General features: G+C 48.9%; 12 protein-coding genes. 3 read left to right on the top strand and 9 right to left on the bottom strand.

All coding sequences use genetic code 11. The annotated features are described in order from the left end of the window. Positions 1 to 194 precede the first annotated feature (194 nt). Positions 195 to 506: a hypothetical protein gene (locus J7438_RS20360; RefSeq protein WP_209277992.1), complete on the bottom strand. Its 312-nt coding sequence runs from the start codon at positions 504 to 506 to the stop codon at positions 195 to 197. 93 nt (positions 507 to 599) lie between these two features. On the opposite strand from J7438_RS20360, the gene J7438_RS20365 reads away from it, so the two are divergent. Both J7438_RS20365 and sbcB read left to right on the top strand, forming a co-directional pair. Next, entirely contained in the window at positions 600 to 2,342 is a 1,743-nt protein-coding gene (locus tag J7438_RS20365) for a hypothetical protein (protein WP_209277993.1), read from the top strand. A 29-nt stretch (positions 2,343 to 2,371) separates the two neighbouring features. Beyond that, positions 2,372 to 3,835, top strand: a complete 1,464-nt coding sequence (gene sbcB / locus J7438_RS20370) for an exodeoxyribonuclease I (RefSeq protein WP_209277994.1) — start codon at positions 2,372 to 2,374, stop codon at positions 3,833 to 3,835. Between the two features lie 99 nt (positions 3,836 to 3,934). On the opposite strand, the gene J7438_RS20375 is transcribed toward sbcB, so the two are convergent. The 8 genes from J7438_RS20375 to thiS all read right to left on the bottom strand — a co-directional run bounded on the left by J7438_RS20375 (position 3,935) and on the right by thiS (position 13,503). Beyond that, positions 3,935 to 4,318: a response regulator gene (locus J7438_RS20375; protein WP_209203016.1), complete on the bottom strand. Its 384-nt coding sequence runs from the start codon at positions 4,316 to 4,318 to the stop codon at positions 3,935 to 3,937. A 615-nt stretch (positions 4,319 to 4,933) separates the two neighbouring features. After that, on the bottom strand, positions 4,934 to 5,572 hold the full coding sequence (locus J7438_RS20380; RefSeq protein ID WP_209277995.1) for a response regulator transcription factor: 639 nt from the start codon (positions 5,570 to 5,572) through the stop codon (positions 4,934 to 4,936). 590 nt (positions 5,573 to 6,162) lie between these two features. After that, complete coding sequence (gene aspA, locus J7438_RS20385; RefSeq protein WP_209203015.1) at positions 6,163 to 7,587, bottom strand: aspartate ammonia-lyase; 1,425 nt, start codon at positions 7,585 to 7,587, stop codon at positions 6,163 to 6,165. A 289-nt stretch (positions 7,588 to 7,876) separates the two neighbouring features. Further along, a complete protein-coding gene (locus J7438_RS20390) occupies positions 7,877 to 10,237 on the bottom strand; it encodes a hypothetical protein (RefSeq protein ID WP_209277996.1) in 2,361 nt (786 codons plus the stop codon). Between the two features lie 263 nt (positions 10,238 to 10,500). Beyond that, positions 10,501 to 11,139 (bottom strand): DNA endonuclease SmrA, encoded by a 639-nt coding sequence (gene smrA / locus J7438_RS20395; protein ID WP_209277997.1) that lies wholly within the window; start codon positions 11,137 to 11,139, stop codon positions 10,501 to 10,503. Positions 11,140 to 11,166: 27 nt separating this feature from the next. Then, the gene (thiH, locus tag J7438_RS20400) at positions 11,167 to 12,291 is read right to left on the bottom strand and encodes a 2-iminoacetate synthase ThiH (protein ID WP_209277998.1); all 1,125 of its coding nucleotides are present in this window, start codon (positions 12,289 to 12,291) and stop codon (positions 11,167 to 11,169) included. A gap of 11 nt (positions 12,292 to 12,302) precedes the next feature. Next, entirely contained in the window at positions 12,303 to 13,082 is a 780-nt protein-coding gene (locus tag J7438_RS20405) for a thiazole synthase (protein ID WP_209277999.1), read from the bottom strand. Between the two features lie 220 nt (positions 13,083 to 13,302). Continuing rightward, the gene (gene thiS, locus J7438_RS20410; protein WP_209203010.1) at positions 13,303 to 13,503 is read right to left on the bottom strand and encodes a sulfur carrier protein ThiS; all 201 of its coding nucleotides are present in this window, start codon (positions 13,501 to 13,503) and stop codon (positions 13,303 to 13,305) included. 199 nt (positions 13,504 to 13,702) lie between these two features. On the opposite strand from thiS, the gene pheS reads away from it, so the two are divergent. Next, positions 13,703 to 14,731, top strand: a complete 1,029-nt coding sequence (pheS, locus tag J7438_RS20415) for a phenylalanine--tRNA ligase subunit alpha (RefSeq protein WP_209278000.1) — start codon at positions 13,703 to 13,705, stop codon at positions 14,729 to 14,731. Positions 14,732 to 14,763: the final 32 nt, after the last annotated feature.

The raw sequence follows: 14,763 nt of genomic DNA on the forward strand, positions 1-14,763 counted from the left end.
ATCCACTTTCAGATTATTCTCCAGCTCAGCAAGAGCCTGCTGTCCATTCTCTTACGACCGGAACACTCTTCGGATTGAACATGGTTTCGTTCCTTTTTGGAATCCAGCCTGAGGCCTGAACAACATTGGATCAAAGCTTAACTTGCCACTCAGGCTGTTTGATTGTTGGGCTCTCTTTAGAGTTTAAGTCCCCGCTAATGATGGTTATCAAACTCAATGGCATTTTCCAGGACCCAGTGCTTCTGATCCTGTAGAAGTTTGTTGTCGTTTATGGCCATAAACAGTCCGGTGCCAAGCGGAGGCATGGTGCTTTCTCCCATGTATTGCCACTGGATGCGCAGTCCTGCAATCGCCTGCAGGCACAGCGGGTAATTTCCCTTGAAAACCGGGGCAAAAGTGCCGTGGCGCATATCTCCCTTTTTCATTGTCTTTTCTCCTCTTCCCTTCTCAAACTTGATATCGGCCACGTTATTGCTGAGCGAGAGTGTTTTTGTATTGGTAGGCACCAGTACACTTTACCTGATCTTGCTACACTGAGTATCTGCTGTAATATTCCGCCTTACGGTTACCCAACCTTTCTTAAACGTGTATCGAATTTTATGTCTGAACTTAAACGAGCTATCAGCAACGACACGGTCGACAGCCTGAAAAGCAAGTATCTGACCTATTTTGGCGTTAAATCGAAAAAAAACCTCAAAGCCGAGCTGGTTAACTCAATCGCAGAAGGTCTGACAGACCAGGCGATCCTGAAAACATACCTGGGGAAACTGTCAGCACTTGAGATGGCCTTATTGCAGGAGTCGCTGTTCAATTATGGCGGATTGATTGATCGGGGCCGCTTCAAACTGAAATACGGTGACTTTCCGAATAAACCACAAAGCAACAGTTGGTACTACCGACAGGAACCATCAGACGCTGTCATGGTCTTTTTCTTCACTGTGGGTTCTGACTGGTACAACATTCGAAAAATGCCGGAGCCGGTCATGGCTTCCCTAAAGCAGCTGGTTGCAAAACCTGAACCGGACACGCTGACAACCGTCGCCTTGCCAGAGCCTCTGCCCAACCATCATATTCTGTTTGAACGGGAACGGCTGGCCCTGAGTGAGCTGCATTCAATACAGTTGTTATTGCAGGATAAGCAAATCAAGGTCAGTGAGAAAACGGGGATTGCCTCAGGGGCGACTCTGAAAAAAGTGTCTTCCGTCGTGCATGAATACTATAGCGGCGATGAGTGTGATGATGCGAAAGGTTGCGAGTCGATGCTGGCTTACGGCTGGCTGAGACTACTGGGCAACAGCAAATTTACCAAACAGTCAGGCACGACACTGATTCCGGCCAAAAAAACAGATCGCAACCCGGCTGACACCATCAGGGAAATGTGGGCTCAATGGTTGAATAACAAGAAAGAAGACGAATTTCGTCGTATTGATCGCATCAAGGGACAAACCGGCAAAGGGAAGCGTTATTTTACCGATGTACTGAAAAGAAGAGAGGTCATTACTGCTTACCTGAAGGAGTGTGAAGTTAATGCCTGGATTGCCTTTGCCGACTTTGCCAATTTTATGTTCATTACCGGTGCTGACCTGGAGGTGACAACAGCACTGCACCATCTCTATATCTACAACCCGGATGATGGATGTATCGATGGCAGGAGTTGGGACTATCTTGAAGTCCGTTATTTGCGCTGCTTCCTGCTGGAGTATGCAGCAACTCTCGGGCTGGTGGATGTGGTAATGGCTCCCCCTAATGACGATGAGAGCTTTTATGATCAATACGGCGATATGGAGTGCCTCAGCCGCTACGACGGTCTGCGATATTTCCGCCTGACCCCATTGGGCCAGTATGCACTGGGTCTGACTGACCATTATAAGGCAGATCATACGGAGTCAACTGAAACACCACTGACCATTCAACGACAAGGGCGCATTGCCTTTGACCGTGAGCCGACGCCCTGGGAGCAGCGGTTCCTGTCACTGTACGCTGACCATCATAAGGATCATACCTGGAAGTTATCCCGTAAAAGGATGATGGAAACGCTGCAAATTGGCGGTAGTGTCGATGAATTAAAGGCCTTCCTTCAGGCCCGGGATGATCAGCCCTTTTTACCGGAAGACTGTGAGAGTATCCTCAAACAGGCGGCGGCCAATGTCGGGGGCGTGGAGATAAAAGAAGAAGCGCTGATCGTGAACTGCAAAACTCAGGACATTGTCGAGTTTATTATCAACGATAAAGTGCTGTCCAAGTGGTGTCAGCGGTTGGGTAAGCAGCAGATCGTGATTCCCAAAAGTAAAGAGAAGAAGTTTAAAGAGAGCCTGAACTCTGTTGGGATCGGTTGTGTCTGATTTTATGAATAATGATGAAAGGGGCTAACATGCAGTCATTTTATTTCCATGACTACGAAACTTTCGGTATCGATCCTGCCCTTGACTGGCCAGCCCAGTTTGCGGGTATCCGGACGGACGCAGAATTGAATGAGGTGGGAGAACCGCTGAATATTTTCTGTAAGTTGCCGGAAGACCATCTGCCGAACCCTATGGCCTGTCTGGTAACCGGCTTGACACCACAAAAGGTGAACGAGCAGGGGACAGTGGAGCCGGAATTTATTCGCCGCATTCATACCGAGTTTATGGTGCCGGGCACTTGTGCTCTGGGCTATAACACTATTCGCTTTGATGATGAGGTAACCCGGAACATCCTCTACCGGAATTTTTATGACCCTTATGCTCGGGAGTGGCAGAATGGCAACAGTCGCTGGGATTTGATCGATCTGGTCCGATTGACTGCGGCTTTGAGACCTGAGGGTATTGAATGGCCGTTGCGTGAGGATGGGTGCAAAAGCTTCAGGCTGGAGGAGATTACTGCGGCGAACGGTCTGGATCACGGTGCAGCTCATGATGCCTTGTCGGATGTTCGTGCCACTATTGCGCTGGCAAGGTTGATTCGCCAACGGCAACCCAGGGTGTTCCAGTTCTATCTGTCCCATCGTGGTAAACGTGAAGTGGCCGGGTTGTTAAATCTTGTCAGCCAGCAGATGGTGGTGCATGTCTCGGGCATGTTTGGAGCACGGCGCAATAACCTGGCTGTGGTGATGCCGCTGATTGATCATCCGGTAAACCGTAATGGTATTGTCGTTTATGATCTGTCGGTGGATCCGGCACCCTTGTTGTATTTATCGGTGGATGAAATACGACGAAGGCTGTTTACACCCGTTGATCAATTAGGCGATGGGGAAGCACGAATTCCGTTAAAGACCATTCATATTAATAAATGCCCGGCGGTTGCTCCCCTGAATGTTCTCAGGACCGAAGACCAGGATCGTCTTGAATTGGACCTTGCCAGGTGTGAAACACACCGGAGCCAGTTGCTGGCGGACAACGGGCTGGCCGCAAAACTCAGAGCGGTGTTTTCAGAGTCTCCAGCGATAAAGCACACGGATCCTGATCAGATGATTTATTCGGGTGGTTTCTTCTCTCCGGCAGACAAAAATGAAATGAGCCGGATTGTTTCATCCAACCCTGCACAGTTGCCTGAACTTGGTCTCTCGTTTTCCGATAAGCGGCTGGAAGAGATGCTGTTTCGTTATCGCGGCCGACACTACTTTGAAACCATGGATAAAGAAGACCGGGGGCTCTGGAAGCAATATTGCCGGGATCGATTGTCGGGGGAGCTACATCCGGAAAATAATCAACTATTAACGCTGGATCATTTCTGGAACGAATTGAGAGAGGCACAGGCGGTGGCTGGGGAAGATTTGGAAAAACAGCGTATACTGGCACAATTGTCTGATTATGTGCAGGGGCGTGAGAACACTCTGGCCAATCAGGACTTTTATTAACCCGCTATCAAGTGTGTAACTGTTTTAAGCCTGTTGATTGAAAGCGTGGCCATCCCAATAAAGCAGCCTGTAAGCACATAGGGTTTTATGTGCTTAAGCTTATTGGAATGAATGTTTGACGACCAGGTTCAGCTGTTCTGCCAGTCGGCCGTAGATGGTGGGTTTTTCAATATAATCGACAGCGCCCGCTTTAATGGCGGCAACAGCGCTGGATACATCATTATGATGACCAAGGATGATAACCGGAACCTGGTGGTTACTACTGGCCAGGTCCTGCATCAGGTTCAGGGCCTGGCCATCAGGCTGGTCATTGGCTGCAATGATACAGGATGGCTGATCGGCCTTAAGCGCATTTAACAGTTCAAAATGCGAGCTGAAGCAGATAAGCTCCATGGATTTTTCATGGCACAGGCTGCGAATAGCCTCGGCAGTGCCGGAATCCTGTTCCAATAAGTAGACTGAGCAGTGGGTTGCGAGGTTCATAAAGGCAGCCTGGCGGTAATAAGTAACCTGTCGTTTGCAATGCGTGTTGCAATGAAACAGCTGTAAGCAAAAAAGCTGCTGCTTATCGATAACGTGCGGGCAGAATTGGCATGCAAGTCGCATACAGGTTGTTCCGCCGTTAACAGCAGCTCAAGAAGCAACCTTTAAAATATGAAATACCGTCTGATTCAAATTAAACCGAAATTGTTTAGAAGGTATTTCACCGTCTCTTCTTGCCATTGTCTAATGGTACGACTTCAGTTTAGGTTTAGCTGGCTTAATCCTGAATGGAGGGATGTACTTGACGTGATTCGGCGAGTACCTAAGTGTATGACTGTTCGTTCGGTCAATTATTATATTATTCGTTTAGACCATTTTTTTTAGAATTAAACGGAAATTATAATGGGTCGTTATTTGGTCTATCCCTTAATGGCTTTGGGGTAATTCCATTTTAGAAGTAAACGACTTGCTTTTCATTCTATTAGCTAAGGTATCGAAACTTTATACAAGTGCTTCAAGCTGGCTGTTTAACCAATCCAGGAAAGCGGATGCAGCTTAGGCGAGAGTGGCTCCGCAATCTCGTAGAGTGAGCTATGCGGAGCAGGCCGGTGCAGCTTAGATTTTGAAGTTAAATTCGCCGTCCAGATGTTCTTTTACCTGCATGACCTGACGCACCAGGTGAGCAAGGGATTTAGTACCCATCTTTTCCATAACGCGGGAGCGATGGATTTCCACCGTGCGCTGGCTCAGGTTGATATCCGCAGCGATGACCTTGTTGGCTTTACCCTCAACTACATGGTGCAGTACTTCACGCTCACGATCAGTCAGGGTTGACAGCCTGCGGAGAATTTCCTTGTGTTCCAGCAGTTCTCTTCTCTGCTGCGTATCCAGTTTCAGGGCATCGTTGATCAGGTCCAGCAGTTCCTGGTCGCGGAAAGGTTTCTGGATAAAGTTCATTGCGCCATCTTTGATGGCCTGGACCGCCATAGGCACATCACCATGACCCGTGATGAAGATGATGGGCAGAATGCAGTGCATCTCGTTGAGCTTGCTCTGCAGCTCAAGTCCGCTCATGCCGGGCATACGGATGTCCAGCACAATACAGCCAGGCCGGTTTTCATCGTAAACTTCAAGGAACTCAGCAGGTGAAGAGAAGGCTTCGACAGTCTGACCTACTGACCTCATCAACATTTTCAGCGAGTCACGCACAGCCTCGTCATCATCGATGATAAATACGGTTGGTTCTTGCTTCATGTCCTGTTGCTGCATAATGACTCCACTGTGAGAAGTTTGCCGTATAATTCGGTGTTTTTGCCATCAGGCTGGAAAGAAGTGATGCGGGAAAGCCATAATTAACACTCTTTGAGCATCAACTGTGTTAACCGGAAGGTTGGCCGGAGGTCACACAGGTTGAAAAAGATTGCTTAAAGGTTGTGGAATTCGCTCTGTGTTTTAGCGTCTCTCGGCAAAGAGTTTAGCAGAGTGTGATGCTGTTGCTTTATCCGGGCAAATAAAAACAACGCAGGCTTACACTGGAGCTCTTTTTGAAGGTCAGTAGTTATTTTCGCAGTTTGTGCAGAGTAATACTTCCCGCAGGCATCAATTTTTTCTGGTTCCGTACCAGTATTTCCGTTGACTGCGTAAATTTACAGGTTATGTAACGCAAACAAACATCAATCTGAGTAAGGCGCAGTATATTAGATGATATTTCCTGTATTGTTATCAGGGATAATACTGCTTGGGTTGTGGTTTTGTGCGTAGGCGGGGTGTTTGTGATGGGTGTATTGAAAAGGCAAAAGGCCTGTACTTCTACAGGCCTTCCATCTGATGTCAGTGTTAAATCATCAGTGAGCTGACTGGCTCAGATTCAGCGGCGCAATCATGTTTTCCGGTTTCAGGATCTCTTTTAGCTGCTCTTCGGTCAGCAGGCCTTCTTCCAGCACCAGTTCAACTACACGACGGCCGCTCTTCAGTGCAGTCTTGGCGATGCGGCTGGAGTTTTCGTAGCCCAGGTATGGGTTCAGTGCGGTAACCAGACCAACACTGTTGTCTACGTAGCTCTGGCACACGTCACGGTTGGCGGTAATGCCCTTGATGCACTTCTCGGTCAGCATGTTCATGCCGGCAGACAGCTGCTGGATAGACTCAAGAATCTTGTAAACCAATACTGGCTCAGCGTAGTTCAGCTGCAGCTGCGCGGCCTCAGAAGCCAGGGTTACGACCATGTCGTTACCAATAACGTGGAACGCGATCTGGTTCATGGCTTCCGGGATAACCGGGTTTACTTTACCAGGCATGATCGACGAACCAGGCTGCATTTCGGGCAGGTTGATCTCGTTAAAGCCACACAGCGGGCCACTGGAGAGCAGGCGCAGGTCGTTGCTGATTTTGGACAGCTTAACCGCCAGACGTTTCAGGGCGCTGGAGAAAATAACGAATGCGCCCATATCGGACGTGGCTTCTACCAGGTCGCCAGCCAGAATCATTTCCTGGTCAGAGATTTCACTCAGGTATTTGATGGCCAGCGGCGCATAACGGCTGTCAGCAGTGATGCCGGTACCGATCGCTGTACCACCCAGGTTCACTTCACGCAGCAGCGCGGCCATTTCACCGATACGCTGAACGTCTTCACCGATGGTGGTGCTGAAGGCACGGAATTCCTGACCCAGGGTCATAGGAACCGCGTCCTGCAACTGGGTGCGGCCCATCTTCAGAATGTCGTTGAACTCGTTGGCTTTGACGTCCAAGGCATTTTTCAGGCTCTTGATGGCTACCAGCAGTGACTTGTGCTTGAGCACCATGGCCAGACGCATCGCTGTCGGGTATACGTCGTTGGTAGATTGTGCCATGTTGACGTGGGTGTTCGGGTGCAGGTACTGGTATTCACCACGACGATGTCCCATCAGCTCCAGGGCACGGTTACAGATGACTTCGTTGGCGTTCATGTTGGTGGAAGTACCCGCACCGCCCTGAATCATGTCAACAACAAACTGATCGTGCAGACGGCCTTCGATGATCTCATCACAGGCATCAGCAATGGCTTCCGCTTTCTGCTGGTCCAGCATGCCCAGATCACGGTTCGCCAATGCACAGGCTTTCTTAACCATGGCCAGGGCCCGTGGCAGGTTGGCGTAGTGGTTAAGCTGAACACCACTGATCTGGAAGTTTTCCACGGCACGCTGAGTCTGGATGCCATAGTAAACATTTTCCGGAACCGGAGCTTCTCCGAGCAGATCGTGTTCAATTCGGTATTGGGTAAGGTCTGTCATTTCTTGGCCTGGGATAGCGCCATAGTTGCGCACTGGAGGAAAATCATTAGCCTGCATCGGAAAGCCTGTTTGCTTGGTAAAAGCAGGCTGGCTCGGTTTAGTCTGTGCCTCTCCATAATTATCAGCAATAAGTGGTACTACCTAACTGAATAAAAAGGTATCAAAAATAGAGAAAAGGGATGATCTGTATCAATTTTGATCAGTTTTCGTATCTATGCTTGTGATTGGCAATGAGGACGGGTATGCCACACTCAGCGCTTCCAGCGCTGAGTGTGGTTTAACATTCAGGTTATCGGTAAAGAGTCACCCGACGGTAGTATTGCTCTCTATTTTCCGTAGGGGCTTTGCATTCAGGTTTATAACAGGGGTCAAATGTCGTCTTGGCCCCGAAGCACAGGGAGGCCATTTTTGCCATTTCGCTTCTTCCTGTTTCCTCCTGAATAAATCGGAAGATATGACCAAGACCACTTCCTGCGCGACAGCGGATATTGTGTCTCATATACTGTTGCAATTCTTTATCGCCGCCGAAGTTATTGATGTTATCAAGCCAGTCAGTTAGCGATGCAATACGGTCGTTAACCCGCTGTTCACCGTCTACTATCTCAGTTTGTTTAACCGTGTGTTGCAGGCATAGGATCATCATCTGCTTTGCTAAATTCAGAGCATCCAGCCGCTCTTGTTGACTTGATCTTAAACCACCGCTATGAGGATCTTCAGTGCAATGAAGAAGCGTCCATGTTGCTTCTTCGAGCAGGCGTTCGAACTGTAACATGAACATGAATTTCTGGTTTTTCAGAATGTCATAACATCTGACTTCCTCTTCAAGATTGTTGAAAATTCTACAGGTATGAATATGGCGAAGCAGCTTGTTGATGACAGGATTCCGGTTTTCAGGCTTCATTGCCTCAAAAGGGTTGAGTTTTTTTCCCTTCCAGCCAATAACTGAAAATTCTTTAATCGCATCGCTATGATCAGAAGTGGTACCGTGGTGATATTGATATTTTTTAATGAGAGCTTTAGCCAGTGACATCACTGAAGATAGATCGGTTAATGGCGCTTGTCTCGTCTCTACGGCCGGTGTTGCTGAAGGTTTGGCTTCGATTAACTCAATTCTGTCGTTTTTCTCAGGAGGGTCGTCCTGCAATGCGTTATTACTTGAGGGTGTTATTTGGCTTTCTTCCTCCAGGAATATAAGTTGATTAACCTTTGCATGGCATTGCAACCATAAAGTCCGTTCTGCTTCATGGAGTTTGGATTCTGATTTCTCTAATAAAGATTTGATGGTTGCAAGTTTTTCAAGATCAGGTGATTGGCAGTGCTCAAGGTAAAAGCGGGCCAGCTCAAAATGCATCCTGTCATCTCTGCTCGCAGCTTCAACTAATAAACGTTCAGACACCTCTGAGTCAAACTGATGATTAAGGGCAATCATAGCCTTCAGCCAAATAACCATGGGGTTTTGACTATCTAAAGCGACAACTTCTGCTATGTTGCCGTCAAGGTAAGCAATCAGGGCATCGGAAACATCTGGTGCAGTGATTTTTTTTATCTGTTGTCTTATTTGCTCTTCATCTCCAAAATCAACCAGACCATAAAAGTTTACAAGGATTTTTATAAATAAAAATATGTTTTCTGTGGTTGGAGCTATTTCAATAAGATCAGTAAGAAGCTCCATACTTTTGCTGGAAGGAATAGTAACTCCTGCAGGATTTAGTGATTTCAGGTGAATGGTCAGCGATTGTTCTCTCAAGCCAATAAATGCCGGGGTTCGGGCAATTTCAGAGTTTTCAAAGCTATCACATAGTGATGCTATTACCGTCGTTAGTCTGGCTCTTGTTTCTCCCGGAACAGATTGATTAATGGACAGCTTGTAAAGTTTATCCAATGTTTTTGCCAGAAGAACATAAGGCACGAGATCAGGATCGGTTAATTGTCTGTCGATCATGATCTGAAACAAGTGAAGTGCTGCTTCGGCGATTATATCCTGTTTACTGTCAGAAGGCTGCTCAATAGCATCTGTTTTCAGCATGCAGCGCATGGTTGCCTGAAACCAGTTATGAAAGTTTTCCTTGTCTGTTTTTGTCAGGAACTCCTTGCTTTTTCTTTGTAATGTACCTGATAAATCAAGTGCTATTGATTTAAGAACTTTTAATTGATTAACAGGCGTTTGTTCTTTTATCTGTTGAAGTTGCTGGTTTATACCGGGTTTTCCTGGATGCTGTTCACTTTTTTTTATAACTGTTTGAATACCATCTGTAATGTCTGTATAGGATACTGTGGTCCCAATAATTTTATCCAGTTCATCTTTTCGTCCCTCTTGAACCAGTTTTTGTATTTGTTTTAATCCTTGCATCTCAGCAATATGCTGTCGTTGATGTTCTCTGGGAAGGTGAGCAACTTCTGATTGCCACTGATCTTTAAGAACCCGGTCTGGAATATGTTGCATAGAGGAAGCCCCCCTGTCATATAGAGCTTTTGCAACTTTCTGTCTTTCTGAGAGGCAGCGGGCAGAAGTACTCCCGGAAGCTTTTTTTGGTCGATTAAGCGTTCGATGCTTATACCGTGAACGAGGTCCTGATTGAGTGGTGGGAGTCTCAATTTGTGAGCCAATTGAAGAACCTTGAGTTGTTGAAGCCGACTGATTAGCATCCATCTCTGTCACCTTTCCGAGCTATTCTGAGTTCAGATTAGACTCGGATTTGGTGTTATAGTTCTAACATTTGCTAGGAGGCTGTCCGAGAATAGCGCCCGTCTAGGCGACCCCGTAGCGAGGATGGCAGAAAATTGAGGATAAAAAGTCGGAAATTTTTAGTGAATAGTGGTTCTATTTACTAAAAATTTCCGACTTTTTAGACCAATTTGCTGCCACCGCAGTAGGGCAGTCTATTCTCGGACAGCCTCCTAGCTTCAGGTGGTTTATTTTGTCCGTTTTGCATGGCGCTCGCGGTTTTCCAGTTTTTCCCGCTCACTTTTTCTGATCATCACATAAAGCGCTCCGGAGCCGCCATGGACTTTCAGTGCGCTGTGAAAGGCCAGCACTGCTTCCATCTGGGGTAGCCAGTTGTACAGGTAACTTTTCAGCAGGGCAGGCGGGGTGCTTTTCTCACCGCGCCCATGGGCTATCAAGACAGTACGCAGCTCGTGTTCCCGGCAATCATTGATAAACTGGAAAACCTGCTCCCGTGCTTCCCGGGCGGTTTTGTGATGGAGGTCGAGGCGTGCCTCAATATCATATTTGCCCAGGCGGAGTTTTTTGAACACGCCTTCCTGTACGCCATCCCGCTTCCAGACCAGAAAGTCATGGGGTTTGACCATCTTCGGGTTGAGCAGTGAAAGAAAATTCGGGTCGGTAAAGGTGTCTTCCGCAGCGGCCTTGCGAATCTCCTGGCCCGGTGTGACCCGCTGAACTTTCTGGATATCAGCGGTTGCTTTTTTCTTTAATGGGTTTACGCCTTTCATCTCTTTCAGGAAAGCAGAGATGTCATCGTTCTTGGCAGAGTTGCCAGAAGAGTTGGCAGAAGAGTTGCCTGATGAATTGTTTGTTGAGTTGCTCATAGCCGGATAACTGACCAAGTGAAACTGTTAATGGCTGAAACAGTGGGACCAGTCTTTCCAGACCGGTTCGAGCCCTTTGGCCCGAATGGCATCCGCCACTGCTTCTGGACGTCGATTGTCGTCAATGGTGAACTGTTCCAGATCTTCATTGCCCAGGATATTGTCATCGGCATAGCCTCCGGGGTGGGTGCTGGAATAGGCGCTCATGGTGGTGATACCAAGGGGCAGGACATTATCCCGGAACGTTGCCGATTCACGGGTGGATAAGGAGAGCTCGGCTTCGGGTTTGAACAGGCGGTAAGCGCAGATCAGCTGAACCAGTTGTCGGTCAGAGATCACCGATACCGGCTGAAAATCACCTTCACAGGGGCGCAGCCGGGGGAAGGAAATGGAGTAGCGGGTGCGCCAGTAGGTCTTTTCCAGGTAATCCAGGTGAGCCGCCACCATGGCCGAGTCGGTTCGCCAGTCTTCCAGGCCAATCAAGGCACCAACACCGATTTTATCAATGCCTGCCCGTCCCAGTCGGTCAGCGGTTTCCAGGCGGTAGTTGAAATTCATTTTGCTGCCCCGGAGATGGTATTGCTCATAGGCAGACCGGTGATAGGTTTCCTGGTAAACCAGCACTGCATCAAGGCCAGCGGCCATCAGGGATTGATAATCTTCCTGGTCCAGAGGCTGGATCTCAATACTGATATGGGAGAAGTGTGGCCGCAGCCGCTCAATCACCGATTTGATGTAGCTGACACCCACCGTTCCCGGGGCTTCGCCAGTCACCAGCAGGATGTGATCGAATCCCATCTTTTTGATGGCTGCCACCTCCTGGTCCAGCTCGTCCATCTTCAGGGTTTTCCGGCGAATTTTGTTACCGAGACTGAAACCGCAGTAAGTGCAGATATTGGTGCACTTGTTGGAAAGATAGAGCGGAATAAAGAGCTGCAAAGTATTGCCGAACCGTTGTCGGGTCAGCTGCCTGCTTTTTTGCGCCATGGCTTCCAGGTAGGGCTCTGCTGCCGGGGATATCAGCGCCAGAAACTGCTGATGATTCAGTCTGGTGCTGTGCAGGGCATTCTCTACATCCGCAGCGGTCTGGCTGTGGATGGTCATTTTCAGTTCATCCCACTGAATCTGATTAAAGTGGTCAAGAAAGGTCATCAGGTCCTCTCCTAAAGGTCATCCAGAAAAGCCGTTAACGGGCTGCTGGCCTGAGCCTGCAAAGAACGCCCACCAAGACCGGCCCGGTAAGCCCTGCGCCCGGCGATAACGGCGTCTTTAAAGGCGATGGCCATTTGTACCGGATCACGGGCCACGGCGATGGCGGAATTGACCAGCACGGCATCAGCCCCCATCTCCATGGCCAGGGCCGCGTCGGAAGGGCTTCCTATGCCCGCATCAATCACCACCGGCACCGAGCTTTGTTCAATAATAATCTGGATAAACTCTTTGGTCTTCAGCCCCAGGTTACTGCCAATGGGAGAACCCAGGGGCATAACGGCAGCAACACCCACTTCCTCAAGGCGTTTACAGAGAACCGGATCTGCATGGATATAAGGCATGACGGCAAAACCCATGGCACTTAATGTTTCGCAGGCTTTCAGGGTTTCAATAGGGTCTGGCAGAAGGTATTTGGGGTCTGGATGAATTTCGACTTTGACGAAATGGGTGCCGAGGGCTTCTCTGGCCAGCTGGGCTGCGTAAACGGCTTCATCCGCAGTGCGGGCCCCTGAGGTGTTTGGCAGCAGGTTCAGGTTGTGCTCAAGCTGCCGGTCCAGAAGAGGCCCGAGGATATTATCCTGTTGCTCATTCAGGTCAACCCGCTTAAGCGCCATGGTGACCAGTTCACTGCCGGAGGCAATGATGGCATCGGTCATCAATTGGCTGTTACTGAACTTTCCGGTTCCGGTAAACAGTCGTGAAGAAAAGGTTTTATCCGCAATTTCCAGCATGCCAGCCTTACGTTATTTAATGAGCTTCGGTTTATGTCTGTTCAAATTTACACTAAAACAATAGAGGTTTAGGAACTGTCCTGAAATAACTTCCATATCGTAACCAGTTAAAGAAAAACCTTGCCACGGAGGCAAGGAGTCACGGAGAAAAGAAAAAATCTTTTCCTCTGTGACTCCGTGCCTCCGTGGCAAAAAAGAGGAAGTTATTCATGGTAATTCCTTAGCCACCTGCCGTTGCTTTTATCAGCGTAATGTGATCCCCGTCACTCAGCAGATAAGATTCCCACCGGGAGCGGCTGATGATTTTACTATTGACCGCAAGGGCTATTCCTTTTTCAAGGTGGTTCAGTTGCTGTAACAGGGCCTCAACGCTGATAGGGGGCTCCACTGCCATCGGCTGATTGTTTACCGTGATCTGCATGGTCAATTTGGTGCCAGTCCTTTTAAGTTGGCAAGATTCTAAAGAATCCGGGTGGTGTTTGACAAATGATCTGCGCAGCCGCGTTGCGGCGGAAAGACAAATACTCTTCATTATTGGCGGTGACAACTCTATCCAAGGCAGGGTTCAGCCGTTAGAATTGACCGTTTATTTTCTGTAGCTCATCTGTTTTGGAAACCCCATGGAGAATCTGGATAACACGCTTGATACGCTGGTGGCCAGCGCACTCAGTGCCGTTGAAGCCGTTGCTGACGCCTCAGGTCTGGACGAGATCCGCGTTCAGTTCCTTGGTAAGAAAGGCGAGCTGACCTCTTTGCTCAAGGCCCTTGGCCAGCTCTCCCCTGAGGAGCGACCAAAAGCGGGTGGGCTGATTAACAGGGGTAAGCAGCAGGTTCAGGACGCGATCAACCATAAGAAAGCGTTGCTGGATCAACAGGCCCTGGATGCCCGACTGGCCAGCGAGGCCATTGATGTATCCCTGGCCGGGCGTGGTCAGGTGGCGGGTACTGTTCACCCGATTACCCGTACCATGGAACGGATTACCGACTATTTCGGTCGCATCGGCTTTACTGTGGAGCAAGGGCCGGAAATCGAAGATGATTATCACAACTTCGAAGCCCTGAATATTCCCGGTCACCATCCGGCCCGTGCCATGCACGATACGTTCTATTTTGACGACACTACCGTACTGAGAACCCACACCTCACCGGTTCAGGTTCGCACCATGGAGCGCTTCGTCAAAAATAATGAAAACCCGCCCATTGCCATTGTCTGCCCGGGTAAGGTGTATCGCTGTGATTCTGACCAGACCCACAGCCCGATGTTCCACCAGGTGGAAGGTCTGTACGTTGCCGAGAAAGTCAGCTTTGCGGACCTGAAAAGTGTTCTGATTGACTTCCTGAGAGTCTTTTTTGAGCGGGATGACCTGCAGGTTCGTTTCCGTCCATCCTACTTCCCGTTCACTGAGCCTTCTGCCGAGGTGGATATTGAGTGGGGCCGTAACGACGATGGCTCGATCAAATGGCTGGAAGTGCTGGGCTGCGGCATGGTGCATCCGGACGTGTTTCGCTACTCCGGGATTGATCCTGAGAAGTACACTGGTTTTGCCTTTGGTATGGGGGTTGAGCGTTTTGCCATGCTGCGTTATGGCGTCAATGACCTGCGCCAGTTCTTTGAGAACGACTTGCGCTTCCTGGATCAGTTCCGTTAAGAGCGGTTGGGACAGCGTCATTTTCAAACGTT

This window comes from Thalassotalea sp. G20_0, from assembly GCF_017744175.1.
GTDB lineage: Bacteria > Pseudomonadota > Gammaproteobacteria > Pseudomonadales > Endozoicomonadaceae > Endozoicomonas.